Raw genomic sequence first — 25,528 nt, 5'->3', positions numbered from 1 at the left:
TCTTCGTTAGCCCTTGATTGATAAAGGGCTAACGTTGAAATTCCAGCAGCTGGTTATTGGCCGGCAAAGGGTGAATCTTTTTCAGCTCAAAGCCTTGCTGATTGGCCAGCTCTGTAATCCATTGCCAATCGCGTATTCCCATGTCGCTGTTACGCGACTGCAGCGACTGGTGAAAGCCACGATTACTGTCGCTGGTAAAGTGGCCATTGTCGTTAAAGGGTCCGTAAATGCATAAACGCTCTACGCTGCTAAGGTCACCTTCCAAATGCTCGAAGAGCCTTTCAACCCCCTCTTTGGGCATAATATGGCAGGTGTTTGCGGTGAAAAGAGCGTTGAATGTTCCCCCCGGTGCGTCTGCAAATACATCAAATTCAACCGGTAATGGCTGGTTAGTTACGCCTTCCTGTTTTATCCGCGCTGTTACTCCCGGCAGGTACTCTTTTTGATCACTGGCTTGCCAATGAATATTAGGCAGTTGGCTGGCAAAGTACACGGCATGTTGACCTGTGCCACTGCCTACTTCTAAAACTCGAGTGCAGTCTGAAAACGCCGTTTTAAGAACCTCGAGTATTGGATCTTTGTTGTTTTCACAGGCTTGCGAGAAAGGTAATTCCATATTACATCCAGGACTTTTTTAATGCTTCCACCTGATAAAGGCAGGAGTCTATGAGTTCTTCACCAATTCTAGCATTAATAAAAGGCAGAGTCTGACCACCAGAAGCCAGGACAAACTTTACTGAGCATAACTGAAAGCGGCGCATAAACCAGCTTTGCGAGAACGTTGTCTGTTGAACTTTATGAATAGGGAAGCAGCGGTAATTCACTCCAATAAGGCCTTTTCTGAGATAAATGAAGTTACTGTCAATTGCATAGCCGCGGCGTTTCCAGCTTAGAACGATAAAGGCCGTAGACAGAACAAAAGCAGCAATTGAAGCTGTTGCCAGCTCCGTTTTCGCAAAATAAGTAAGCACGGCGGCAAGAGGAACAAACAGCCAAAAGGCGATGAGCGTGTTTCTAATAGCGAGTCGCTTGCTGACCGGGTTATAGCTTATGCTGCTTAATTGATTATTAGGCCAGGTTTCCGTTGCTAAGCTATGTGCTTGTTCGAGAGTGACTGATGGAACAATAATTTTCCCGCCCGGAGTTCCTGCGGATTGGCGCTCAAAGTTGGCATTGAGTTGCTCGAATTTCAAGTTAACTCTTTGCAGTACGCGATCAAGCCAGTTTTGCTGTAAAGCAATCATTTGTAGCCGCGACAGTTTCATAACAACTTCGTGACGGGTAAAAAGTCCATTGCGACGAATATAACGATCGTCGCTGCGGGTTAACTTAAAGTCGTAGAAGGTGATTACAGAGCCTAAGACGGAAATTAATGCCATTAGGGCAATAACAACAAAGGCGATAGAAAAGAAAAATAATATGTACTGCCAGAATGCGTATTGTGAAGAGGCCATGAGCGCATCAACATCCACTCCGAAGCTTTCTATACCTTCAACAACCCTGTCTGAAAGAGAATTAAAGAAAGGGGCTAACGCACCCAGTACAATCCAGATACGATTACTGGCCAGGCCATGAATAACTAAGTCTCGCATGGAGCGGGAATTTAGCAGGCGTTCCTCATTAGATTGAGGTTGGTGGTCTGTTGTTTCATGAGTATCTTCGGTTTTATAAGCGAGTATTTCTTGTTTTAGAGACTCGGCTACGTTTTTGGGTAAAGCAATAATTTTTGCTTCGAGTTTATTGGAACCGGCCGTGTCCAGAAGCATGCAGACATGATTCGTCGGGCGGTAAAAAATGGGTTGTTCAAAACGGACATTCTGTATGCGCTCGAAGGGGAGGTCGATATGCGTTTTCTGGAGTACTCCAGAATGAATCTGAACTCGACCTTCGCTCAACCGGTATTGATAGAAATAAAACTTGAGCAGAGCCGAGATGGCAACAAAGACTAAAAGAGCACCAAGCCCTGACAGTATTATCAAGGCATTTTCTGAAAACTGATTGTAGCCAACAAAAATAGCCGGCAGTAAATAAAATAAGTTGTTACCAATGGTTTTGATGAACTGAACAGCGAAATAAACAATCGCTACAGGTGAGAGCTTTAGCCATTGATTCTGGTAACTAGTCATTTGCTGCAATATCGCTATGGGTTAGTACGTAGGAACGGATTTCGCGAGCTTTCTTTTCTGGTAAACCCGGTATTGCGAAAGTGTGCATGGCACCGCCAGCGCTAAAAATCTCCAGACTGGCCAGTCCAAAGTGGCGGTCAATGGGGCCATGCTTTAATTCAACATGCTGAATACGTAAAATAGGCTGGCTGACTACTGACTGGAATATGACACCACTACGATAGCTAAAATCGTGCTCCCTTATGGCGTACCCTTTGTTTTTGTCAGCTAAAATGCCATAAACCGAACTTAATAAGCCAAAAACTCCTGCGGTTAATTGTATCTGGGGCAGATAAACTTCTAGCAGCCTGGGAAGAGCAACCCAGGGCTGCCAATAAAGAATTAATAAGGCGCTCACCACCATCAACCAAAAAATTAAGCGACACATTAGGTTGACCTTAATATAGGTATTACTTAATGGTGTAAAGGACTGAGAGTTTATCTGAGGAAGTTCTTCAGGTGTTATGGGGTGATTGCTAAATTCATCTTTTGACATAGTTTAGATTCTTATTTTTGTTATGTCGTAAAGTTATCAGTAATTTACTTGATGTTCTAGTTCTGAGGATATAAAAAAAGCGGCTAAGAAGCCGCTTTTTATCAGGGAGTATTAAAAAATATGATTAATTTTCTTCGCGAACCTGAATATCGTTTTCGATGTCTTTAACACCTTTTACGGTAGCCGCTAGATTCTCTGCTGTGTCGATATCGGCATCGCTTTCAACGAAACCTGACAACTGAACAATTCCGTTGTTCGTTTCTACATTGATATCCATGCTGCTCAGATTGTCGTCTTCGAATATAACTGCTTTGACTTTAGTGGTGATGACAGCATCATCAACATATTCACCCGCGTCTTCAGCCTTTTGCTCAGTGTAGCTTTTTGCTTCCTGAGCTTTTTCTTTAGTTTCTTGCATCGCGTTTTCAGTTTTATCTTCAGCTTCCTGCATAGCGCTTTCAGCTTTCGACTCTGCTTTTTCTGTTTCAGCATCACTGCAACCCGAAAGTGTCAGCATTGAAATTGCGATTAAACTTGCTGGTAGTGCCATTTTAAAGTTCTTCATGGGTAACCTCCTGTTATTAAAAATTATTACCACGCTCACTATAACTGGAACTGCGTGAGTTTACGGTTATCTTTACAGATGTTTTGCAAAAGTGCTGGCACTTTGTACGCCAGCAATAAGTCTTAATACTTTAATAACTCTATCTGTGGCAGATTTTTTCCCACCGGAAGACTTTGTCTGCTTTTTCGGCCGATTTGTCATTTCTCCGATAAAGAAACCTGCACCTGCGGCAACGCAAAGAGCCGTGGGAGAGGCTAGTTTGTCATGAGTTGTCGAAATAACGCTTTGTGAACGAACCTTAACAGCTAATTTGCGAAGCTGAAGGTCTTTTTGCGTTTGCGCTATTTGATAATCAAGGTCTGATGCCATAAGCCCTCCACTTAGAGACTGCTACTGGTTTCTGCAAACAGTAGGTCGCGACTTCTTCGTTTTATATATCTGACAATATAAAAAGCCGCTGCCAAATGAGCGACGGCAACAATGACTAATGCTGTTGTTAAAGACATTACACTACTATTTACAATCGCTATTACAGCAGCTGTAACTAAAACAGCCCACGCCGTAAAAGCTAAGCAAGCGGCCAGCACAGCGAAGGCGACCATACGCACAAAACTCTCCCCAGCTCTGCGGGTTTCCATACCCGCGAGCTGGAGTTGTGTTTTTACAACGCCGCGAACTTCACTCTCCAGTGCTTGAACTTGCTCAAGCAAACTTTCTGTTTCGTTCGCTTCAGGTTGCTTATGAGCGGTCACTGAACAACCTACTCAGTAAATAACCACTTGCAGCCGCAATACCTAAAGATTTAATCGGGTTATCTTTAACGTAATCAGTTGCAGTCGAAAGCCATTTTTCCTGAGTTTCTTTAAGATTATGTCCTTTTTCACCCAGGTTGTCAGATGCATGTTTCGCTGCGTCTGCCACTTTATCGATGGTGTCGTGAGCTTTATTTGCTGACTTGTTTACCGCGTCTTCTGCTTTTGCTTGATTGTTACTCATAATACCCTCGGTTTTTATTGAATGTACCTATTAAGGAAAGACGCAAATTCGGATATACGCAAATTTTTTACACTGCTTTACAAACTGTAAAGATGAATACTTTTCGGTATTCGATGGGAATAAACTAAAAAGCCCCTAAAAAAATCAGTGTTATTCTTGTTATTGATTGGGATCAATATCGTCATTGTCAAGTTTGAATAAACTGAAATCAAGAATTCAAACAGGGGAATAACCATGAGTTTATGGCAAGAGTTTTTTAAAGATCCGGTCATCTTTTTTTCTTTTACAGGCTTAGCGATTGTTATTGGAATGTGTGTTTTTTACGCTATTTTCTTTTACTTAAAAATGGTTAAATCAGAGAATAAACGTAAGTAGCGCTAAAAGAGGAACTATGAAGTATATTTTTCAGGTTCGTATCAAAGAAGGTCATACGGCAGAGGAGTATGCAGAGGCTTGGGTAAAAGCCAGTGAAATAATCCAGCAAGCACCAGGAGCCCGAGGTACGGAGTTACACCGCAAAATCGGTGATGACAAAACGTTAATAGCCATAGCGTCGTGGGACAGCAAGGAAAAACGCGACGCTATGGAAGGGCAGCATAACTCCGAAGTGGCTAAGATTATTCGCAGTGCTGCCCCATTTTGTGAAATAACACCTTTAGGTGAATTCAGAGATCCTGAATGGGTGGTGTTGCCGCCGGAAGGTTAGATTTTAGTTAGCCAACTGTGTTTATCTTCCGCCTTACCCCACTGAATATCGTTCAGCGCTTTGCGTAATTTCAGTGTGGTAGCGCCTGATTTCCCACTACCGACAGAAAATTCTTTTCCGTTATGAATCAAAGTACCAACTGGCGCAAGTACCGCTGCCGTGCCAGACAAAGCGGCTTCGCAATCAGGTTTTGAAGCACGCTCCAGTAGTTCATCTACGCTAAGCTGTCGTTCAGATACAGTCATTCCCATATCACGCGCAATGGTGAGAATAGAGTCTCGGGTTACGCCATGCAGAAAGCTACTGTCCAGTGCTTTGGTGATAATTTCGTTGCCGTCAATAAGCAAAAAGTTGGCGGCTCCAGTTTCCTGTACGTCGCCATTAGGGCAGAACAGAACTTGATCTGCATTCACGGATTCCCGTGCCTGAAGAATGGGTTGTAACGCACTGGCGTAGTTGCCGCCGCTTTTAACCATACCCATATGAGCCGCGCAACGTGAACCGTCTTCCTCGAGCAATAAGCGTAAGGTTTTATCGCCGCCGGAAAAATAATCACCGACAGGCGATAGCAATACATAGAGCATTGATGAACTGGTTGGCGAGGCTGCCTTGCCAATAGCCGCTTCGGTACCAATGTGAGTAGGGCGTATATACATTGACCCCGGTGGTTTTGGAACTTCGTCGCTGAAGTGTTTCACTACATCTGTAATCATTTTTTGCAGCAAGCCAGCATCAAATGCCGGTAAGGAAAGCAAACGGCTGCTTTGCTGCATGCGCTCAATGTTGCGGTTCATACGAAATAGATTGATGGAGCCATCGTCATGGCGAAACGCCTTTAATCCTTCAAAGCAAGTGCTGGCGTAATGCAGAACATGAGCTCCGGGGTGTAACTGTATTGCGTCAGAAGAGACTAATTCAGGTTTATTCCAGTCTGAATTCTCGAAAGTTGCCATCGTCATTTGTGGCATAAATACGGTGCCAAAGGCTGCCATAGGGTTGTCCTGATCTAGAAAATAATGCGCAGTAATATACCATAATTTTTAACATTCGGATGACTCTGGCGGTTTGCTTCTTTCGCATCATGCTCTTACATTGAGGAACTGTGATAAAGAGGCAACGGGTATGTGATAAATGAATAAGACATTAAAAATAACTCTGGCCAGCATGTTGCTGGCAACTGGGTACACTCAGGCGGAAGAAACTGAAACAACCTTAAATGCTTACGCCGCTGGTTATACTGCGGGTTTTACCTGTAGTGCCGTACTTAACGCTAACAAGTCTATGGCGCAAGTTCGGGAGCATGAACTTAGTGGAATTTATTCTTTAATTGCTGAGCGCGTAAAGGGTATGACCCCCGAAGTTAATAAAGAAAATAACTGGGTCAGGGTACCTTATGATGAAGGGCGTAGGGAGCGAATTTCAGTTTGGCGATCAAAACTTGGCTGCGTCGATTTACCGGTAGGAGCTACCGTTGATGATGCTAAATTTCTTGCTGATCCTTTTCGCGGGGATAAAGCAGCGAATAAGGACAGTGGAGCTCCCTGGGGGAAACGCGCAGAGGTTAATGCAACAAGTGATAATGCTCAGTTAGAATCCGTACTAAAGCAGGCCTTTACCAAGAAGTATGGCTCTGGCTCGCGTACCTCGGCAGTATTAATTGTGACGCCGGATGAAATTATTGCTGAGCGTTATCTTGAAGGCTTTAGCCCTGAGACGGCACAGCGTACCTGGTCCGTTGCAAAAAGCATAGGTGCCAGCGTTATTGGTGCGGCTATTCAGCAAAATAAAATAGAGCTGGATGCTCCTGCCGGTATTTCTAACTGGTCACATCCGCTTGACCCGCGAGGACACATTACCTTAGAAAACCTATTGCATATGGCGTCTGGTTTAGACAGTAATAAAGCGGGGAATCGCACCGATCGGGTGTATATGGGCGGTGGACTTGTAAGTGACACGGCAACAGAAACGGCACTTGAAGTGGCTCCCGGCAGTCGCTGGAAGTACGCAAATAACGACACTATGCTGGCGTTAAGGGCGCTGCATGAACGTTTTGATACAACTGAAGAGTATTTAAAATTTCCGTATAAAGCTTTGCTGGAAAAGATAGGAATGCAGCATACTTTTGTCGAAACCGATTGGCGTGGAGACTTTATTTTATCGTCTCAGGTGTGGACGACGTCTCGTGACTTAGCTCGTTTGGGTGTTTTGCACTTACAGGAAGGGCAATGGCAGGGAGAACAAATTTTACCGGAAGGCTGGTTGGATTATATTAGTATGCCAGCACCGGCTCAGCCACCGGAAGATGCTCCGGGCTACGGTGCGCAGTGGTGGCTTTATAACGAGCGCTTTCCAGAACTACCTGACGATACTATTGCTGCCCGTGGAAACCGGGGGCAATTCTTGGTCGTTATTCCTTCAAAGAATTTAGTGGTGGTTCGTCGTGGTTATGACATTGCTGGTGAACAAGGATTTAACGAGCATGACTTTGTGCGGGATGTACTAAAAGCTCTATAAAAATCCCCTCAGAGTAAGCCGAACAGTGATAGACTGTTGCCACCATACGGACGTATACAGAGACTCTATTATGAACGAAGAACAGCAAGTAACTCAAAGCAAACATACCCAACAATACAGCGCTGACGGTAAAAATGTAGAGATAGATATTTACCGTACCGAGGACAGCGGCTGGATTCTGGAAATTGTTGATGAAAATAATAATTCAACGCTTTGGGAAGATGCGTTTGAGAACGAAGATGATGCGCTTGCTGAAGCCCTCGACGCTTTGAAAGAAGAAGGTATAGATAATTTTATTCAGCCTGCTGAGTGATGTGGGTAAAATCGTTTAATTTTTTTGGTAATAAAGAGAAAAATGATTCAGATATCACAACGAGTTGAGTTAGCAGATAGCGAAATTGAATGGCAGTTTATCCGTTCCAGTGGAGCGGGTGGGCAAAACGTGAATAAAGTAGCAACTGCGGCTCAACTCATTTTTGATATTCAGGCCTCTTCACTTCCCGACTTTTATAAAAGCCGATTACTGAAAAAATCTGATCACCGCATTACTCAAAGCGGAAAGGTGATTATTAAGTCTCAGGAAACTCGCAGTCAGGCACGTAATAGAGAGCTGGCACTTGAACAACTAATTGATTTAATCCGCAGTGCATCTCAGGTTCAGAAAAAACGCATTCCGACGAAACCCAGCCGCTCGGCTAAAGAAAGACGGCTAACCACTAAAAAGCAGCAGGGACAGAAAAAAGCACTTCGAAAAAAAGACTTCTAACCGTCGAAGTTCTGCAAAGAGCCGGAGCAGTTTATTCTGGCGCACTCAAGTATCAGCTGTTTAAGCTCGCACTGACTGCAGTAATCACTGCAACGAATATCACTGGCCACTAACTTTTGCTCAAGCAGCAGTTTTTTAAGTTGCTCTTTACTCATTGAAAGTTGCAAGCGTTCAGGTTTGTTCATGCGCATAACCGGATTCCTCTAATTGTTGCATACAGTGCCCCAGGCAACGAGAATGCTGACAACCGGTAATTAGGAGTTGATAGCAGTAACGACATATCTCTTCTAGCGGCTGAGTTTTAGCCTGATTAAGCCATGATGTTAGTTGCTCAACACTCTCTTGTTGAAACTCATACGCCTGTAGCTTTTGCTGGCAGCGAATATGGGTAGCAATTAACAAAATAGAACAGGTTGTAAAGCTTTGGATGGCATTACCCACCAGTACAGGTTCACTGAAGGCCCGTTTTGCTGAGTCGCGTGCCTGACTGAGAAATGTCGTTGCAGCGCGATAATCTTTTTGGTTGAGCAGTGAGCTCGCTATTTTTAGCTTTTCCTGAGAGTTAAAGTACTCTTGATAGGCGTTAGTCATTATGCATCCTTTATTCTGGCTTTGATTAAACAAGCTAACGCAAATGATAATAGTTCGCAATAAGTTATTTGTAAACGATCGTAATTGCAAAATAAAACGTATAGATAGCCGACAAAAATAAACTGGAGCTTTAATGAAAACCTACAAACAGCAAGATTTAGCGAAAATGAATGACCGCGATCGCGCACGTTTTGTGAATTGTTTATCCGGGTTTAAAAGTGCCAATGTCATTGGTACCCGAGACCGGCATCAGCAAAATAATTTAGCCATGATAAGTTCTGTTGTTCATCTGGGAAGTAACCCACCTCTGTTAGGGTTTGTTATGCGCCCTCAGTCAGTAACCCGACACACCTGGGAAAACATTGAAGAGAGTGGTGTTTATACGATTAATCAAGTTAACGAAAATTTTTTTCGCCAAGCACATCAGACCTCAGCACGGTATCCCAGAGAAACATCAGAGTTTGAAGCTTGTGGCCTGACGCCCGAATTTGTCGACGGTTTTCATGCGCCGTATGTGGCCGAAAGTTCGCTCAGAATAGGTATGCAGCAGGTTGAAATTATTCCGATACAACATAACGACACTGCATTAATTGTTGGGGAAGTTCGTTGGGTTGAAGTTAAAGAAGAGGCGGTGAAAAGCGATGGTTTCATTGATATAGAATCGCTCGGCACAATGACAATTTCAGGCCTTGATGGGTATCATCGCACTCAGCGGGCTGCGCGTTTGTCTTATGCGAAACCCGATGAGGAGCTTAGTGAATTAGATGCAGAAGGCGAGCCTAAAGACTAACTATGTTGGGTGTTCTGCGACTGTGCTTTTTAGTAACCCAAAAGAGTAGCAGACCGGCCAGCGACAGCGCGCACCCAACCCAGCCGGTTCCCTGCCAACTAAGTGGAGAAATAATAGCAAGACCACCCAGCCAGGCACCTAAGGCGTTAGCCGCATTAAAAGCGGAGTGGTTTAACGATGCTGCTAAAGTCTGGGCTTCTCCGGCAACGTCCATTAAACGTACCTGCAGAGCCGGAACCAGCGCGGCGGAACTACCAAGTAATAACACCATAGGCATCACCGTCCAGAGACTCTGCAGTGTTAAGGGAAAAATTGCCAGCACAATTGCCGACCATACCAGAGAACCGCCAATGGTTAATTTCAGATTTCTGTCGGCAGCCCAGCCGCCGACCAAACTACCCGCCAAGGATCCCAGTCCGTAGATAAATAAAGCAACAGGTATCCAGTGAGAATCCAAGCCGGTGGCGTTTATTAGTGTTGGAGCTATGTAGCTCAGTACCGCAAACATGCCGCCGAAGCCAATGGCCCCTATGGCTAAAGTCAGCCAGACTTGAGGGTTTTGTAATGCCTGCATCTCTCCACGGGCAGAAGTTTTCTTTTCATTCGGGTGTTTGGGTACCACAATGAAAATCATGACAAAGGCCAGTAAGCCTAGAGCTCCCACGGTATGATATACGGTGCGCCAGTCAATAAGCTGCCCTAACCAGGTGGCTAAAGGGTTTCCGACCAGGATAGCTACCGTGAGTCCCATCATCACCATAGTTACTGCCATACCACGTTGATTTTTACGAACCATATCGGCCGCAACCAAACAGGCAATCCCGAAATAAGCACCGTGAGGCAGGCCAGTTAAGAAACGTAACACCTGAAGTAATGTGTAATTGTCTGCTGAGGCACTGGCGAAGTTGCCCAGAGAAAATGCCAGCATTAGTGCCAGTAACATAGGTTTGCGTGGCAGCCTGGCAAATAAAATGGTAATAAGCGGAGCTCCGATAACCACACCAAGCGCATAAAGACTGATTAAGTGGCCTGTTTCCCGGGTGTCGGTATTAAAGTCTGCAGCGACGTCGGGCAGCAGCCCCATAATGACAAACTCACCAATACCAATGGCAAAGCTTCCAATTGCCATTGCAAAAATGGCCAGTAGAACTTGTATTTTTGAGAACTGCATAGGGCGGATTTACTTCCTGTCGTAACGAAGGCCTGTTCGGAGTGCGCAGTTTAGCGAATGCTACAACTATTGCAATCTATGTCACTTTACTGTACAAATAAACAGTATATTTACACATCAGCAAAGGACCATACCATGGCTGTAGTAACCCAATATGTAGTTATTCGCGACGGAGCCGAGAAAATGACCTTCACTTCAAAAGCCGAAGCCGATGCGCACGATAAAATTCTGGATATGGCAGAAGCCCTGAACCCATTAATTAAAAGTAGCGAACTGTTCACTGATGAGCAACAACTCGAGGATATGGCTCTGTTTTTAGCGAAAGAGCGTGAAAATATACTCATTGCTTTAGGGGCTAAAAAGCCTAAAAAACCTAAGACTGAAAAAGCATCGACAGAAAAAGTGGAAGCGTCCAAGCCTGCGGATAAGGAATCGACCAAAGCGGCTTAGCTACCGGTATTTCATTTGGTGCCGGCAAAGACTTTGCTAATATAGCAGCCTTGTTTTAAGTGAATAGGATTAAAATATGACGCAACAAACGATTTACCATATCGGAACACCGGGCACCCCATGGGGAGCGACAGAAAAAGCTCAGTGGCTGGCCGAGCAAACGAAAAAGCGCTCTTACTTCGATGATGTGGTTAGTAAGATTGAAACCTTTAAAAGCGATTTCGATGTAGACCAATATGGTGAACTTGCGTACGACAGCGGTACTTATCCTTTATTTGTGGTCAGAACAAAAAACTGGGATGACTCGAAGCCAACGGTTTTGGTTACCGGCGGAGTACATGGGTATGAAACCAGTGGTGTCCATGGTGCGTTGCGCTTTATTGAAACCAAAGCGAAAGATTACCAGCCACACTTCAATGTGGTGGTAGCGCCATGTTTGAGTCCCTGGGGCTATGAAACCATCAACCGTTGGAATCCGGCGGCCATTGATCCTAATCGCTCTTTTGTCGCTGATTCTCCTGCCGGGGAATGCGCGCACATTATGAATTATGTTGCTGGCTTAGGCGTAGATATTCTGGCCCACATAGATTTACACGAAACAACGGATACGGATAACAGCGAGTTTCGTCCGGCCAAAGCGGCGATGGATGGAAAAGTGAATACGAACTGGAATATTCCGGATGGGTTCTATTTGGTTGGAAATTCAGAAAAGCCTTATCCTGAGTTTCAGAAGGCGGTGTTAGATTCGGTGGAAGAGGTCACTCATATTGCCGATGCCGACGACGAAAATAAACTGATAGGCGAGGATATTGCTCAGCGTGGCGTTATTTTATTGCCAACGGCGAAAATGGGTTTGTGCATTAGCTTTAGCAAAGCAGAGTATGCGACGACTACAGAAGTGTATCCCGACAGCCCGAAAGCAACGCCTGAACAGTGTATTCAAGCACAAGTTGCTGCGGTAACCGGAGGACTGGACTTCTTAAAGTAAAGTCCGGTCCTACAGGTCTGCGGTAGAATTAACGTCGTGTGTCCGGGCGCTTCTGGCGAGGCGCACGACGAGAGTTTTGAGGACGCCCCGTACGAGGCTTCTGAATCGGCTCCGGCTTTATGCTGGGGTCTGGTTCAAAACCCGGAATAACTTCCCTGGGTATCTCATTTTTAGTTAGCTTTTCTATATCGCGCAGCAATTTATGCTCATCAACACAGACTAAAGACGCCGCTTCACCTTCACTTCCTGCACGACCTGTACGGCCAATACGGTGTACATAGTCTTCAGCGACCTGAGGCAGTTCAAAGTTAATAACGTGTGGCAATTCATCAATATCAATACCGCGTGCAGCGATATCCGTTGCAACCAATACTCGTAATTTACCGGCTTTAAACTGTGCTAAAGCCTTGGTTCTTGCGCCCTGACTTTTGTTACCGTGGATTGCCATAGCGGGGAGGCCATCATCAGTTAACTGTGTTGCCAGTCTGTTAGCACCATGCTTGGTACGCGTAAAGACCAGCACTTGTCGCCAGTTACGGCTGCCAATTAAGTAACTGAGTAGCTCTCTTTTACGTTTTTTATCCACCGGATAAACACGTTGCTCAATGGTATCGGCTGCGGCATTTTGGCGTGCTACTTCAATCAGCTTGGGTTGCTGCATAAACTGCTGAGACAGTGCCTTAATTTCACTAGAAAAAGTCGCTGAAAACAGCAGTGTCTGGCGTTTTTCAGGAATGAGCTTCATGACCTTTTTAATGTCATGAATAAATCCCATATCCAGCATGCGGTCAGCTTCGTCCAGAATCAGTACGTCAATTTTACTTAAATCAACGGTTCCCTGACGACTGTGATCCAGCAAACGGCCGGGTGTTGCAACAAGAATATCAACACCACGACGCAAGGCACTAATTTGTGGGTTAATACCAACACCACCAAAAATCACCAGGGACTTAAGACCGGTATATTTTGCATAGGTATTCAAATTGTCTTCAACCTGTGCTGCCAGCTCTCTGGTTGGCGTAAGAATTAACGCCTTAATAACAGGCTTTCCGTCGGTCTTTGTCTGCGACAATTTGTGCAGCAAAGGTAGCGTAAAACCAGCTGTCTTACCGGTACCCGTTTGCGCGGCGGCTAATAAGTCGTGGCCGGCCATAACGGTCGGAATGGCTTGCTGTTGAATTGGTGTTGGGGTGGTGTAACCGCATTCAGTAACGGCTCGTAAAATATCGTCGCTCAATCCGAGTGACTGGAATGAGGATGGGTTTTGTTCTGTGGACATGAAGCTCCGGGAATTATGATAGTAGATACCGCGCTAATGAGCGGCTTTTCGACATTGTATCACAAACGAGACTAAACCTTTATTTAGAAAAGTACCCTGAAACTGAAGTTTTTCTTGATCCGCTGAAAAAGCGGGCGCATCATTTCCGCAAAATGTCATTTCGCAGTAGGGCGTTTCATTGTCATTCATGAAATCAGGTAAGGCTCGTTCCCGTTGGCTTATTATCGCCGTTGTGGCCTGGTTTGGGCTGGTGCTTCTGGGTATCAGTTATTTACTGGAACAGCGGCTGGTCTGGTTTGATGAAAAAGGTGAATTACTGGAGCTCAGCAATAACGAAAAGCTGGAACCTCAGTTAGTGGCTGAGCTCACGCGTCTTGGTTATTCCGTTGCTGGCAGCGTTTTTCATATTACCTCCGGGGACTGTTCTTGTAACTGGCGCTCATCCGGGCATATGGCCAGCGTAAAAAGAAAGGTAGCGGAATCTGAAGGAGAAAACCGGGTTGTTGATATCGATCAATATCCAACCTTAAAGCGCTTCGTTCCTGCAACTCCAGCGATTATCATGTTCAATAAATCATCAAAGCTGATTTACATTGGCCCATATGCCGATGGTGCTTTTTGTACTACTGATAGTAGCTTTGTAGAAGAGCTGATACCTTCCGTTTCGGGGGAATCAGCGGCTCCTAAATGGGTTAATACCGTTGCAAAAGGGTGTTATTGCAAAGTTTAATGCGGCAGAACAGTGGAGCCACATAATGATGGAAGTAAAACAAACCTTTATTGAGTTCCTTGAAGTGATACCGGACGGTGCAATAGTTATTAATTCTCAGGGACTCATTGTTGGTGTTAACCAGGCTGCCGCGGCAATGTTTCGCTATTCCTCGTCATCTATGCTTGAACTGCATCTTAATGAACTGTTACCTGAAGGTATGCGTGAAAAGCATGATCAGCACTTAGAAAAGTTTTTTAAGTACCCGGGCAGGCGCTCTATGGGGAATGGCTTGATTTTCCCCGCAATTCGTCGGGATGGTTCAACTTTTTATGCCGATATTATGCTGAATCAGCTGGATATCGAAGAGCAGTTGTACGGCATAGCAATAGTGCGGGATTACACTCTGCAGAAAAAATCGGAAGATAAAATCCGTCTCGAACTGGAATTTGAGAAACGTCAGGCTCTTACCGACCACTTAACCGGAATAATGAACCGACGTGCCTTTACCGCACAGTTACAAGATGAAATAAACCAACTGGAAACCCATGGTACGCCCTTTGCTGTGAGTTTTATCGATTTGGATGACTTTAAAGAAATAAACGATGAACATGGACATCACTTCGGCGACCTGGTTTTGCAAAAGATAGCCGATTTAATTCGTTTGCACAGTCGACATACCGATTATGTTGCCCGTATTGGAGGTGACGAGTTTGCTACCATTCACCCTATGATTTCCGCTGAAGACGCCAGACTTATGATGCACCGTTTACGTTGCCAGTTAGTGAGTGGAATAGGGCATGCCGAGTTACCTGTCACCTTGTCTATCGGCCTTTGTCAATGCGATAAGCCCTCAGAGCATTACACCATTGAAGGCATTATGGCCCGGGCAGACAAAGCTATGTATCAGGCAAAGAGCGAAGGTAAAAACGCGGTCGTGCTGACAAGTTAAGTGTAATGAAGCGTAATTAAGTTTGATTGTCGCTTAAGGTCTGCTCTAAAGTGGTTCAGGGCTTTTAAGGAGAGACCATGGCAATCTTCACTTCCTATCTACGAATTATTCTGCTGATTTCGGGTGTACTCGCCGGAATACAGTTGCCCGGCTTTGTTGATCAGTACGGTAAAAGTTTGCAGGCTCATATGATTGAGTCAGAGCGCAGCCTGAACGAGTTTCGTGATGAAGCCGAAAAATTTTTCGACGGTAGTATTGAGGAACTTATTGCTCACTATCAGGCCAGTGACGACAGAGTGTTTCAGGAAGGCGGGCAAAGCATCAGTGCCATTTACCAGCGTAATCAACTGCTGGAAAAAGCCTTTCGTAGTTTCAGTAAAAATGCCTGGAGTGCTTATCAACAGGCATTTTTTACCCCAGTTGAGGACATTCAGCGCGAGGTTCGCAGCAGCTTTTCTTATACTGTAAAACTCAACCCCGGCGCTATTTTGTTTGGTTTAGTTTCAGGCTTGTTGCTGTCTGTACTTGGCGAACTTATTGTGCGTTTGCTGGCGAGGCTCTTTCGACAATCGCAGCACAATTAAGCCCTGTGGGTAATGTGCCATAGTTGAGTCCGGTACTTGCTGCTAAACGGCTGGCACAAAAGGCATCGGCAACGTCCGTACCGGCGTGTTGAACTAATAAAGCGGCTTGTAACCCAACGGCCATGTTGTCCGTTATACTGCGTGCACGATACTGAAGCATATTTCTGTCCGTAAACTCACTTTTCAACCGCATAATAAACTGGTCGAGTCGTTTATCTGCACCTTGTGCCCGTTGCAGTTCAGCAAAATAGACATCGAGAACTTCTGGTTGTTTTTCTATTGCTCTGAGAACATCCAGACATTGAATATTACCGCTGCCTTCCCATATGGCGTTGACCGGCGACTCTCGGAATAATCTCGGCATAATGTGGTTTTCCATAACACCGCTACCGCCAATCACTTCCATAGCTTCATAAGCATGATTCGGTGTGCGTTTACAAATCCAGTATTTGCCTATGGGTGTGGCAATTCGGGACAACAGCTTTTCATGCTCGTCGTCCTGGTTATCCATTGCCCGTGCTATGCGCATCATGTAAGTCATGGCGGCTTCGCTTTCAATGGCTAAGTCCGCCAGCAAATTTTGCATTAGCGGTTGTTCACTTAATTTAGTGCCAAAAGCTTCGCGGTGGCTGGCGTGGTGAATGGCCTGAACCACGGCTTGCCGCATGCCGGAAGAGGAGCCAATCATGCAGTCGTAGCGGGTAGTTGCCACCATTTCTATAATAGTACGAACGCCTTTACCTTCTTGACCTACCATCCAGCCCAGTGCACCCCTTAACTCAGTTTCGCTGGAGGCATTGGCCGCGTTCCCCATTTTTTGTTTCAGCTGTTGAATCTGAATTGGGTTCTTTGAACCGTCTGGACGCCAACGTGGTACCAGAAAGCAGGATAACCCGCTGGCTGTCTGAGCAAGCACCAGAAAAGCATCGCACATTGGTGCTGACACAAACCATTTGTGACCAACCAGTTCGTAAGCCTGGCCTGAACCTTCTTGGTCTATTGGGTAAGCGCGAGTGCTGTTCAGACGCACATCCGAGCCACCTTGTTTTTCGGTCATTGCCATACCAATGGTCACGGCACTTTTTTCGGTATGGGGGATGTTCCTGGGGTCGTAATGCCTGGCGGTAATTTTTGGCCCCCACTCTTTGAACAAATCGGGTTGGTGTCTTAGTGCGGGGATAGAGGCAAAGGTCATGGTAATAGGGCAGCCATGAGACGCTTCGACCTGAGTATGCAGATAGTATTTTGCTGCCCGTGCAACATGAGCTCCTAGTTTTGGCTCGCTCCAGGGGCTTGCGTGTAAGCCGTGTTCGATAGCTGTCGACATAAGCTGGTGATAGCTCGGGTGAAAATCGATGAGATCGATACGATGTCCGTAACGGTCATGGGTTCTCAGTTCAGGCTGGTACTTGTTTGCCTGAAACCCCTGTTCGATGCTTTCAGCCTTGCCAGCCAGTTCGCCAAAGGCAATAAGATCGGAATAAGCCCAACTGGCACCTTCGCGCTCAACGGCTTTTCGTAGTGCTTTATCAGCCAGATAAAGATTATAGTTTTCCAGCGCCGGTGGCTGATTCTCAACCTGGTGGGTGCTGGCCATAAACTGATCGGCTCGGGGATATTTATGAGTCATGTTCTTACTCCTTATCTTAATTGAGTGAAGCAAGATTATTTATGATCGTCAATGCACGAATAGTTGTCTTTCGTCTATTTTTCTACGACAGTGAAGTGAGATACTTTGTTGTCGGCTTAAATAAGGACATGCAATGAGAGTTGTATTTTTAGGTGGAGCGGAAACGGTCACCGGTTCCAAATATTTAGTTGAAACAGAATCTACCCGAATTCTAGTAGACTGCGGCCTTTTTCAGGGCTACAAGTGGTTACGGCGACGTAATTGGCAGCCTTTGCCAATGGGGATTAATCAGGTGGACGGTGTCGTATTAACCCATGCTCATCTTGATCATTCGGGGTTTGTTCCTGTGCTATATAAAGAAGGTTTCCGAGGGCCTGTTTTCGCACATCATGCAACATCTGGTTTGTGCGATATTCTGTGGGCAGATAGCGGAAGAATTCAGGAAGAAGACGCGAAATACCTCGGCAAACATAAGCTAAGCCGTCATGAAAAACCAGAACCTTTGTACGATGAGGCAACGGCAAAGTCAGCTATACGGCTGCTTCAGGGCGTTGAGTTTCATCAGCAATTTGAAATTGGCGATATTAAAGTGACTTTGCAGCCAGCCGGTCATATTCTGGGGGCTTCAAGCATCATTATTGAAGCCGAAGGTAAGCGTGTTGGCTTTTCCGGTGATATCGGGCGTCCGCAGGATATTATGATGTATCCACCTGAACCGCTACCGGATTTGGACTTGCTACTGCTTGAGTCAACATACGGCAATCGACTTCATGCTAAAACCGAAAATGCGGAAGAGCAGTTGGAAGAAGTCGTTAATGAGACGGCTCAATCCGGCGGTGTGTTATTAATTCCGAGCTTTTCAGTCGGCAGAGCACAATTGCTGCAATATCTGTTAGTAAAATTGATGGATGAGGGGCGGGTACCTAAGCAACCTATTTATTTGGATTCTCCCATGGCTATTAACGTTTCAGGGCTTTACCTGCGCTTTCATAGCCTTCACAAACTGACGGACTCAGACTGCTCCCGAACCTTTGCAAGAGTCGAGTACACGCGTTCTGTCGATGAATCAAAAGCTATTGCTTCTCAGTCGGGGCCTCATATTATTATTGCGGGCAGCGGTATGGCGACAGGCGGGCGAATTCTGCATCACTTTAAACGCTGGTTGAGTGATCATCGCGCGACGGTGTTATTCAGTGGGCATCAGGCAGGGGGGACTCGTGGTGCCAAAATGCTGCAGGGAGTGGAGTCGATAAAACTGCATGGCCAATGGTTACCGGTAAAAGCTCGAATCCGTTCTTTAGAAGGGCTGTCAGGGCATGCTGACTACCAAGAAATTGCTGATTGGTTAGAGCAGTCCAGTTTAAAACCAAACACACCAATTCAATTGGTACATGGTGAGTTAGATGCATTGGAAACTTTCCGTGACTATTTAATGCAGAACACCACTTATAATGTCGATGTTGCTGATTACCAAGGGGTATATCACCTCTAACAGAGTCTGGTAAACTACTCTTACTTAGGTGTACCAGATTAATAAGGAAGTCGTATGAAGTTTTTGAAAGCTGTTTTCTGTGGTAGTACGCTTTTATTTGTCAGTGTGTTTGCCCAGGCGCAGGACAGTGGTTACTACGGCGCAGCATCTTTAGCTCAGTTGAATGTTGATACCGAGCTTGAGGGCGCCCCGTCATTTACCCCTCATACGATGAACCTGATGCTGGGTTATCGTTACAGCAACAGCCTTTCGGCAGAAGCACGCTACGGTTTTGGCGTACACAGCAGCAGTGATAAAGGCACCAAGTTTGAAACCGATTACACGGCCAGCATTTTAGCTAAGCCTCGTTTGTATTTGTCACCCGACGTCGCTTTGTATCTTACCGGTGGTTTTTCGCGGGGAAAATTTACGGTAGGTGGTCAAAACACAACACTTAACAGTATCAGTTACGGCGGCGGAGTTCAGTATGATCATAACCCCAGAACAACTTACTTTATTGACTGGATAAAATTGATTGATAAAGACGAATACACAATTAATGCGTTAAATATAGGCGTAACCTATCGATTTTGATCAAACTATCTGTGGTAACAGGCTGTCATTATTGAGGCGGATTCGGTACATTACAAAAAAGTAACATCTAATTTGTTGACCTTGACTGAGCAGGCATTAATGCGTAACCCTTTTTTATTAAAGCAGTATATAAATACGTTAGAGTCTGCTGCAATATGTGCGCGCTTGTCGCCGGACGGTAATATTCGCTGGATGAGTGAGTCGCTGCATAAACTGTTAGGAGTTCACTATCTAAAACGCACAACCGCATTTTCTGAATTTCTCCACATTGACAGTAGCAACGATGTGACTGGTGAGATAAACGAAGCCGCCGCTAATGGTGAAGTCTGGAATGGCCGACTTTGTCTGATAAGTACCAACCGCAGGCGCTGGTGTCGCTGTATTGCAATTCCCTTATATGAAACTGATGGCCTTTTAACTGAGCAAATATTGTTGTTTCAGGATATCTCACGAGAGATTCATCTTGATGAATTGCTACAGGAAGCGCGCTTTGATCAGGTAACCGCTCTGCCTACCCGAATTGACTTGCTCAAAGACCTTAAGCAGGTAGGGGCTCAATGTCTTGCCGTACTGGATATCCGTAAATTTCGAAGTTACGCCGATTTCTATGGTTTAGAATTTGGTGATGCATTACTGCGTGAATTTAGTGACTGGGCTTCGGCGTTTTTGAGAACTAAACACATCAATATTTACCGTTTGCATGGCGATAAATTTGCGTTAATTCCAGATTTCAGAATGATCCCCAGTTTATTTGAGAGACAATTGCTTAGCTTTTATAAGGCGTTGTCGTTACACAAACTCAAAGTAGAAAGTAGTGATGTCACTCTGGATGTCGCGATAGGCATGGGTGTTGGGCGTAAAAAGCAGTTACAGCTTGCGGAAAGCGCTTTGTCGAAAGCGAAAGCCATTTACTCTGGCTACAAAGTGGAAGTGGTTTATGAACGTGAGCTGCTGGACGAGAATAAAGTGAACTGGCTTCCTAAAATTCAGTCAGCGCTGGTTGATCATCGTTTTGTCAATTACTACCAGCCTATTCAAAGTACCAACAAAAATCAGCCCAGCTATTACGAGGCGCTAGTCCGGTTAAGAGATAACAATAAGGATTTAGTGCCGGGGCTGTTTTTAGATGAAGCAAAGACAACACGTTATTACTGCGAAATTACCCGCTCCGTTATTGAACAGGCGGTACTAACGTCCGAGCAATACCAGGTCGCAATATCCGTGAATGTCTCCATTGAAGATATCTTGAATGAAGAGACAGTCAGTTTTATTCATTATGTGCTGTCAGAGCATAAAAAAGCGCAGCTTATTTTTGAAATTACGGAAACCGAATCGACCGAAGATTTTACCAAGGTTCAGGCTTTTGCCAGAGATGTCAGACGGTTAGGCGGACAAATTGCGATAGATGATTTCGGTGTCGGTTATTCAAACTTCTCGCGCCTGATAAGTCTTCGCCCGGACTATTTGAAGATTGATGGCAGCATAGTTCAGAACGTATTACATGACCCGACAAGTGCCAGTATTCTGAATGGCCTGATCAGTATCTGTAAGGAGTTACATATTCCTATCGTGGCTGAATTTGTTGAGAATAAGGAAGTAAATAGCTACTTGTGTGACCAGCAAATTGAGTACTTACAGGGCTATTACATTGGTAAGCCATCGCCGGAAGTCAGTCGCGTATTGAATTAATTTTTTAGCATGTTATCTCGGCCAAACGTATAGCAATTAGAAAGAGTCATGTTTATGAATGATTTTATCGAAACCTATGATAATGCCTTATCCTCCGAATTGTGCCAGCAGCTCATCACAGTTTTCGAAAAGTCACGGCATACCTTTCAGGGGCGTACCGGAGGTGGTGTTGATGTGAGTAAAAAGTCGAGTACGGACTTAGCATTGAACGCTCACCCGGAGTACCAGAAGCTGCTGCTGGAAATACAGAAAATCACAGCCCGATATGCGTTGGAGTATTTTAAAAAATATCATTTTGCCTTGATAGCGCCAGTCGCGCTAACGTTGCAGCACCCTAAAACTCAGCAGCCAGCCGCTTTAACACATGATAATTTTGATGAGATAGCGAAAGGCAAAGAAATGGCAATTATGCAAAAGCTGTTTCGTGTCGGTGCAATACAAATGCAGCGTTATCGCAAAGGTGAAGGAAATTATAATTACTGGCACTGTGAAGCTTTTCCTCAGAAAGGTTCGACTGAACCACTGCATCGGGCTATGTTGTTTATGTATTACTTAAACGATGTAGACGAAGGTGGCGAAACGGACTTTTATTATCAGGAACGGTCGCTAAAACCCAAAGCGGGTCAAATGGTTATAGCGCCAGCTTACTTTACTCACACGCATAGAGGCAGAATACCTGTATCAAATGATAAGTATATCTTAACCAGCTGGATCCTTCATAGTCGCGCAGAGCAATTATTTGGTGAGTAATGAGAGAGAAATTCCCCCAGTCAGAAAGACTGGGGGAGACGATATTACTTAACGTCGCTTTCTTTTAGAATGGTCACTTCACCTAAATTCAGTGAACGTACTTTTTCTTCTATTTCAGCCAGGTCACCAACGATAACCCAGGTCATAGCGTCAGGTTTTAAAACCTTGTCCGCATTATCCTGAATGTCGTTAAGCGTAATGCCGTTTATGCGTTGACCATAGTTTTCGAGATACTCAACGTTTTTGCCTTTATTAAATGTGCTGACTAAACCGCTAAGCAAGCTGCCTTTGGTTTCGTAGGCGCCAGGTAATTTAGCTGTTTTGTTGGCTTTAACTTTTGCCAGCTCGTCTGCGGTTGCTGGTTTGTCACCTTCGTATTGAGTAAATTCTTTCATAATTTCCTCAATCGACTCTTTAGTTTTATCGGTTTGAACCGGAGCCAGTGCAATTAGTAACCCTGGGCCTTCGTTATCTAACCAAATAGAGCGAGCACCATAAGACCAGCCTTTGTCTTCACGTAAGTTCATGTTCAGACGACTGGTGAAACTGCCGCCAAGAATGGTGTTCATTACGTCAATAGTATCAGCATTGTCGACTTGGCCAGAAGGAGCCAACTGACCCGCTATTATCACTGACTGAGGGTTTCCTGGTTTATCAATCAGGAATACGCGACTGGTTTCAGACGCCATCGAAGTATCAAGAGTCTTTTCTGGTTTATCAGAAGCCGGAGCCTGCCAGCTGGCAAACTGCTCTTCTAATAAAGATTGAGCTTGTTCAACGTTGGTATCACCCACAATCACCAGTTTTGCGTTGTCCGGGCGTAACCAGGTTTGAGCGTGCTGGACTAAGTCTTCACGAGTTAATGACTTAATGGATTCAGGAGTACCTGAGCCAGTTAATGGCTGGCTGTAAGCGTGTCCTTCTCCAAACATTAAGCCGGGCAACACGCGTAAAGCTTGAGTTTGAGGGCGAGCTTCTTCCTTGCGAATGCCTTCTATCCAGTTTGAACGCTTGCGTTCAATTTCTTCGTCAGAAAAAGCCGGATTCTGCAGCACATCATTCATCAGTGCTAAGCTCTCGGCAAAGTTTACACTAAGTGTATCCATGCTAATGCGTGAACTATCGAGGCTGGCTGACGCATTTAAGTTGGTTCCTAAAGACTCTAAACGCTCATTTAATTCCAGTGCGCTTAGGTTTTCAGTGCCTTCTTTTAGCATCGACATGGTGTAACTTGCTGTTCCGAGTTTGCCGCCAACATCCGAAGCATAACCACTGTCAAAGACCAGACTCATTTCAATGGTTGGCGTATCGCTACGTTGAGCCAGATAAACTTCTAAACCATTAGATAAGGTGAAAGTTTTAACTTCAGGTAATTCCAGCTGAGGTAAGTCGCCGACATGAGGCAACTGTGAACGGTCAGCGTCGGTTTCCTGAGCTGCGTAGTCAGGCTGTGGTACAACATTAAGCACAAAGTCACCAGAGCTTAACCATTGTTCTGCCGCATTTTGTAGGTCATTGACGGAAGCTTGTTTTGTCCATTCCATCTCTTGTTGGTAGAAGCCGGGGTTATTATGGTAAACCGCTCCCGAAGCCAGAATGTCAGATTTACCACCAAAGCCGCCAACTTTTTCAGCGCGACGAACAAAGTCAGCTGTGGTGCTGAATTTGGTGCGTTGCAATTCTGCCGCCGTTGGACCTTCCGTAATTAAACGCTCAAGCTCTTCATCAATAATTTTTTCAATTTGCTCAAGCTCAACACCGGGTTTGGCATCAGCCGTAATAAAGAATTGACCAGAGAGTTTGCGACCATATTGGAAGGCACCAACAGAGCTGGCAATTTGTTCGTTATAAACTAAGCGTTCATAAAGTCGTGAGTTTTTACCGTTAGCCAGAATGTCCGCCAATAGGTTAAGGTATTCGGAGTCGGCAGTCCCCATTTGTGCGGTATTCCATACCTTATAAATCCGTGGGGCCGGAACACGATCTTCCATAGTCGAGCGTTTTTGCTCATCGCGTTTAGCAACCCAGGCTTCCTGTTTTTGCAGTGGTTTACCAGGGCCAATATCAGCAAAGTATTTGGTCACTTTTTCTTTCGCGGTTTCAACATCAATATCACCGGCTAAAACCAAAACTGCGTTAGCTGCACCATAGTAATCTTCAAACCACTGGTGAACGTCGTCAAGAGACGCCGCGTTCAAGTCTTCCATAGAGCCAATAACAGACCATGAGTAAGGGTGTCCTTCGGGGAAGGTTTGTTCGGCGATATAACTCCAGGCCTTACCATAAGGCTGAGCTTCACCCTGACGTTTTTCGTTCTGTACAACGCCGCGCTGTTCGTCGAGCTTGTCCTGAGTTACAGCTCCTAACAGGTGACCCATACGATCAGATTCCATCCACAAGGCCATGTCCAGTGCCGGCGTAGGAACGTTTTCAAAGTAGTTGGTACGGTCATTGTTGGTGGTGCCGTTCATTTCTGTAGCGCCAGCACGTTCAAAAGGACCGAAGTATTCGTCATCGTAGTTTTCGGTGCCGTTAAACATTAAGTGCTCAAATAAGTGGGCAAAACCCGTTTGGCCCATTTTTTCGTCTTTAGAGCCAACGGCGTACCAAACATTAACCGCAACGATAGGCGCTTTGCGATCTTCATGAACAACAACCGTTAAACCGTTATCCAATGTAAATGTCTCGTAGTTGACCTTTACTTCGGGGAATTGTGACTGGCTGACAGCCTGGCCGTTATTAGCTGACTGAGTTGTCTGACAACCGCCTAGTAACACAGTTGCTACAGCAACGGCGGTTAAAGTTTTCATCATTTTCATAGTGGTTCCTGGATTATTTTTTTATTTAGCGAACTTACTATACGAGAGGGGGCACTGATATTCATGCTTATGTTCAGGCTAAATTGTAACGAAATTAAACATATGAGGGATTATCGGTCAAAGTTATGACAATAAAGGTGTCAGTCAAGTCTTTTAATTACGCAGACAATCAAGGATAATTGCGCGCGGTTTGCAGCAAATAGAAACGGAAGCTTGTGAGTAAAATAACAGTTATAGCGATAGCTGGCGCCTCAGCGTCAGGAAAAAGCCTGTTTGCCTCCACGGTGTATCAGGAGTTAGTGGCTGAATTAGGAACTGACGGCATTGCTATTCTGGCCGAAGACGCTTACTACCGTGACCAGAGTCATATGACCATGGAACAGCGGGTGTTAACTAACTATGATCAGCCTGCTGCTTTTGAACACGATTTGCTGATGCAACATTTGCGGCAGTTAAAAGCCGGTGAAGCGGTCGATATGCCGCAGTACAGCCATACAACACATACCCGTCTGGAAAAATCGATACGGGTTGCTCCGGCAAAAGTTGTAATGGTTGAGGGTATTTTGTTGTTAACCGACGAAAAGTTACGTGAGCAGTTTGATATCTCGGTATTTATGGACACGCCTTTGGATATTTGTCTGCTGCGCCGTATCAAGCGCGATATTGAAGAGCGTGGACGTACGCTGCAGTCGGTTACTGAGCAATATGAGCAGTATGTTCGTCCCGCATTCTTTGACTTTATATTCCCGTCTAAGCAGTTTGCCGATCTCGTTGTCACTCGCGGTGGTCAGAACGAAATCGCCATTGATATAATAAAAACAAAAATACGTCAGTTGCTGGCGGAATAAAATTG

The 25,528-nt window shown here is 45.2% G+C and carries 30 protein-coding genes; 16 read left to right on the top strand and 14 right to left on the bottom strand.

Annotation, left to right across the window (positions count from 1 at the left end; translation table 11 throughout):
- Positions 1–28: 28 nt before the first annotated feature.
- From RJ32_RS08955 to RJ32_RS08925, 7 genes are all read right to left on the bottom strand, one after another.
- A complete protein-coding gene (locus tag RJ32_RS08955) occupies positions 29–616 on the bottom strand; it encodes a DUF938 domain-containing protein (RefSeq protein ID WP_011234806.1) in 588 nt (195 codons plus the stop codon).
- A gap of 1 nt (position 617) precedes the next feature.
- Positions 618–2,126 (bottom strand): PH domain-containing protein, encoded by a 1,509-nt coding sequence (locus tag RJ32_RS08950; RefSeq protein WP_034821389.1) that lies wholly within the window; start codon positions 2,124–2,126, stop codon positions 618–620.
- Entirely contained in the window at positions 2,119–2,661 is a 543-nt protein-coding gene (locus RJ32_RS08945) for a PH domain-containing protein (protein ID WP_034821386.1), read from the bottom strand. The genes RJ32_RS08950 and RJ32_RS08945 overlap by 8 nt, the downstream gene beginning before the upstream one ends.
- A 124-nt stretch (positions 2,662–2,785) precedes the next feature.
- The gene (locus RJ32_RS08940; protein ID WP_011234803.1) at positions 2,786–3,226 is read right to left on the bottom strand and encodes a BON domain-containing protein; all 441 of its coding nucleotides are present in this window, start codon (positions 3,224–3,226) and stop codon (positions 2,786–2,788) included.
- Positions 3,227–3,298: 72 nt separating this feature from the next.
- Positions 3,299–3,595 (bottom strand): hypothetical protein, encoded by a 297-nt coding sequence (locus tag RJ32_RS08935; protein ID WP_034821375.1) that lies wholly within the window; start codon positions 3,593–3,595, stop codon positions 3,299–3,301.
- A gap of 11 nt (positions 3,596–3,606) precedes the next feature.
- Entirely contained in the window at positions 3,607–3,978 is a 372-nt protein-coding gene (locus RJ32_RS08930) for a phage holin family protein (RefSeq protein WP_011234801.1), read from the bottom strand.
- Positions 3,965–4,222, bottom strand: a complete 258-nt coding sequence (locus RJ32_RS08925) for a YqjD family protein (RefSeq protein ID WP_011234800.1) — start codon at positions 4,220–4,222, stop codon at positions 3,965–3,967. The genes RJ32_RS08930 and RJ32_RS08925 overlap by 14 nt, the downstream gene beginning before the upstream one ends.
- 234 nt (positions 4,223–4,456) lie before the next feature.
- On the opposite strand from RJ32_RS08925, the gene RJ32_RS14530 reads away from it, so the two are divergent.
- Together RJ32_RS14530 and RJ32_RS08920 are read left to right on the top strand one after the other, a co-directional pair.
- Positions 4,457–4,597 carry a DUF3149 domain-containing protein gene (locus RJ32_RS14530; RefSeq protein ID WP_081423223.1) on the top strand — a complete coding sequence of 47 codons (141 nt, stop codon included), beginning with the start codon at positions 4,457–4,459 and terminating at the stop codon, positions 4,595–4,597.
- A gap of 16 nt (positions 4,598–4,613) precedes the next feature.
- Positions 4,614–4,928: an antibiotic biosynthesis monooxygenase gene (locus tag RJ32_RS08920; RefSeq protein WP_011234799.1), complete on the top strand. Its 315-nt coding sequence runs from the start codon at positions 4,614–4,616 to the stop codon at positions 4,926–4,928.
- Here RJ32_RS08920 and RJ32_RS08915 read toward each other — a convergent pair.
- Positions 4,925–5,920 carry a branched-chain amino acid aminotransferase gene (locus RJ32_RS08915; RefSeq protein ID WP_034821367.1) on the bottom strand — a complete coding sequence of 332 codons (996 nt, stop codon included), beginning with the start codon at positions 5,918–5,920 and terminating at the stop codon, positions 4,925–4,927. The two genes, RJ32_RS08920 and RJ32_RS08915, sit on opposite strands and share 4 nt — an antisense overlap.
- Positions 5,921–6,059: 139 nt before the next feature.
- Here RJ32_RS08915 and RJ32_RS08910 point away from each other — a divergent pair, with 139 nt between their 5' ends.
- The 3 genes from RJ32_RS08910 to arfB all read left to right on the top strand — a co-directional run bounded on the left by RJ32_RS08910 (position 6,060) and on the right by arfB (position 8,208).
- On the top strand, positions 6,060–7,442 hold the full coding sequence (locus tag RJ32_RS08910; protein WP_034821365.1) for a serine hydrolase: 1,383 nt from the start codon (positions 6,060–6,062) through the stop codon (positions 7,440–7,442).
- Between the two features lie 70 nt (positions 7,443–7,512).
- The gene (locus RJ32_RS08905) at positions 7,513–7,755 is read left to right on the top strand and encodes a hypothetical protein (RefSeq protein WP_034821363.1); all 243 of its coding nucleotides are present in this window, start codon (positions 7,513–7,515) and stop codon (positions 7,753–7,755) included.
- 42 nt (positions 7,756–7,797) lie between these two features.
- Positions 7,798–8,208, top strand: coding sequence for an alternative ribosome rescue aminoacyl-tRNA hydrolase ArfB (gene arfB / locus RJ32_RS08900; RefSeq protein ID WP_011234795.1), 411 nt, complete (start codon positions 7,798–7,800; stop codon positions 8,206–8,208).
- Here the strand turns inward: arfB and RJ32_RS08895 are convergent.
- Together RJ32_RS08895 and RJ32_RS08890 are read right to left on the bottom strand one after the other, a co-directional pair.
- Positions 8,205–8,399 carry a hypothetical protein gene (locus RJ32_RS08895; protein ID WP_011234794.1) on the bottom strand — a complete coding sequence of 65 codons (195 nt, stop codon included), beginning with the start codon at positions 8,397–8,399 and terminating at the stop codon, positions 8,205–8,207. The genes arfB and RJ32_RS08895 overlap by 4 nt on opposite strands.
- A complete protein-coding gene (locus RJ32_RS08890; RefSeq protein WP_011234793.1) occupies positions 8,380–8,799 on the bottom strand; it encodes a hypothetical protein in 420 nt (139 codons plus the stop codon). The genes RJ32_RS08895 and RJ32_RS08890 overlap by 20 nt, the downstream gene beginning before the upstream one ends.
- Before the next feature lie 133 nt (positions 8,800–8,932).
- Here RJ32_RS08890 and RJ32_RS08885 point away from each other — a divergent pair, with 133 nt between their 5' ends.
- Positions 8,933–9,589 (top strand): flavin reductase family protein, encoded by a 657-nt coding sequence (locus tag RJ32_RS08885; RefSeq protein ID WP_011234792.1) that lies wholly within the window; start codon positions 8,933–8,935, stop codon positions 9,587–9,589.
- Here the strand turns inward: RJ32_RS08885 and RJ32_RS08880 are convergent.
- The gene (locus RJ32_RS08880) at positions 9,579–10,760 is read right to left on the bottom strand and encodes an MFS transporter (protein WP_011234791.1); all 1,182 of its coding nucleotides are present in this window, start codon (positions 10,758–10,760) and stop codon (positions 9,579–9,581) included. The two genes, RJ32_RS08885 and RJ32_RS08880, sit on opposite strands and share 11 nt — an antisense overlap.
- Positions 10,761–10,895: 135 nt before the next feature.
- On the opposite strand from RJ32_RS08880, the gene RJ32_RS08875 reads away from it, so the two are divergent.
- Entirely contained in the window at positions 10,896–11,210 is a 315-nt protein-coding gene (locus RJ32_RS08875; RefSeq protein WP_011234790.1) for a YebG family protein, read from the top strand.
- Between the two features lie 76 nt (positions 11,211–11,286).
- A complete protein-coding gene (locus RJ32_RS08870; RefSeq protein WP_011234789.1) occupies positions 11,287–12,198 on the top strand; it encodes a M14 family metallocarboxypeptidase in 912 nt (303 codons plus the stop codon).
- A gap of 28 nt (positions 12,199–12,226) precedes the next feature.
- On the opposite strand, the gene RJ32_RS08865 is transcribed toward RJ32_RS08870, so the two are convergent.
- On the bottom strand, positions 12,227–13,477 hold the full coding sequence (locus tag RJ32_RS08865; RefSeq protein WP_011234788.1) for a DEAD/DEAH box helicase: 1,251 nt from the start codon (positions 13,475–13,477) through the stop codon (positions 12,227–12,229).
- A gap of 187 nt (positions 13,478–13,664) precedes the next feature.
- On the opposite strand from RJ32_RS08865, the gene RJ32_RS08860 reads away from it, so the two are divergent.
- The 3 genes from RJ32_RS08860 to RJ32_RS08850 all read left to right on the top strand — a co-directional run bounded on the left by RJ32_RS08860 (position 13,665) and on the right by RJ32_RS08850 (position 15,722).
- Positions 13,665–14,207, top strand: coding sequence for a DUF6436 domain-containing protein (locus RJ32_RS08860; protein WP_034821361.1), 543 nt, complete (start codon positions 13,665–13,667; stop codon positions 14,205–14,207).
- A 25-nt stretch (positions 14,208–14,232) separates the two neighbouring features.
- Complete coding sequence (locus tag RJ32_RS08855) at positions 14,233–15,138, top strand: sensor domain-containing diguanylate cyclase (protein WP_227016290.1); 906 nt, start codon at positions 14,233–14,235, stop codon at positions 15,136–15,138.
- Between the two features lie 77 nt (positions 15,139–15,215).
- Entirely contained in the window at positions 15,216–15,722 is a 507-nt protein-coding gene (locus RJ32_RS08850) for a DUF2937 family protein (RefSeq protein WP_034821356.1), read from the top strand.
- Here RJ32_RS08850 and RJ32_RS08845 read toward each other — a convergent pair.
- Positions 15,673–17,352, bottom strand: coding sequence for an isovaleryl-CoA dehydrogenase (locus RJ32_RS08845; RefSeq protein WP_034821354.1), 1,680 nt, complete (start codon positions 17,350–17,352; stop codon positions 15,673–15,675). The two genes, RJ32_RS08850 and RJ32_RS08845, sit on opposite strands and share 50 nt — an antisense overlap.
- A 133-nt stretch (positions 17,353–17,485) precedes the next feature.
- Here RJ32_RS08845 and RJ32_RS08840 point away from each other — a divergent pair, with 133 nt between their 5' ends.
- From RJ32_RS08840 to RJ32_RS08825, 4 genes are all read left to right on the top strand, one after another.
- A complete protein-coding gene (locus RJ32_RS08840; protein ID WP_034821352.1) occupies positions 17,486–18,844 on the top strand; it encodes an MBL fold metallo-hydrolase RNA specificity domain-containing protein in 1,359 nt (452 codons plus the stop codon).
- Positions 18,845–18,898: 54 nt separating this feature from the next.
- The gene (locus RJ32_RS08835; protein WP_034821342.1) at positions 18,899–19,417 is read left to right on the top strand and encodes a porin family protein; all 519 of its coding nucleotides are present in this window, start codon (positions 18,899–18,901) and stop codon (positions 19,415–19,417) included.
- Positions 19,418–19,516: 99 nt separating this feature from the next.
- Positions 19,517–21,106 carry an EAL domain-containing protein gene (locus tag RJ32_RS08830; protein ID WP_034821340.1) on the top strand — a complete coding sequence of 530 codons (1,590 nt, stop codon included), beginning with the start codon at positions 19,517–19,519 and terminating at the stop codon, positions 21,104–21,106.
- Positions 21,107–21,160: 54 nt separating this feature from the next.
- Entirely contained in the window at positions 21,161–21,856 is a 696-nt protein-coding gene (locus tag RJ32_RS08825) for a 2OG-Fe(II) oxygenase (protein ID WP_034821338.1), read from the top strand.
- Between the two features lie 44 nt (positions 21,857–21,900).
- Here RJ32_RS08825 and RJ32_RS08820 read toward each other — a convergent pair whose 3' ends face one another.
- Positions 21,901–24,675, bottom strand: a complete 2,775-nt coding sequence (locus tag RJ32_RS08820; RefSeq protein WP_034821335.1) for a pitrilysin family protein — start codon at positions 24,673–24,675, stop codon at positions 21,901–21,903.
- A 215-nt stretch (positions 24,676–24,890) separates the two neighbouring features.
- On the opposite strand from RJ32_RS08820, the gene udk reads away from it, so the two are divergent.
- Complete coding sequence (gene udk, locus RJ32_RS08815; protein ID WP_011234778.1) at positions 24,891–25,523, top strand: uridine kinase; 633 nt, start codon at positions 24,891–24,893, stop codon at positions 25,521–25,523.
- Positions 25,524–25,528 lie beyond the last annotated feature (5 nt).

Origin of the sequence: Idiomarina sp. 28-8, from assembly GCF_000320945.2 — a bacterium.
GTDB lineage: Bacteria > Pseudomonadota > Gammaproteobacteria > Enterobacterales > Alteromonadaceae > Idiomarina > Idiomarina loihiensis.
This window is presented reverse-complemented; position numbering and strand designations above follow the sequence as displayed.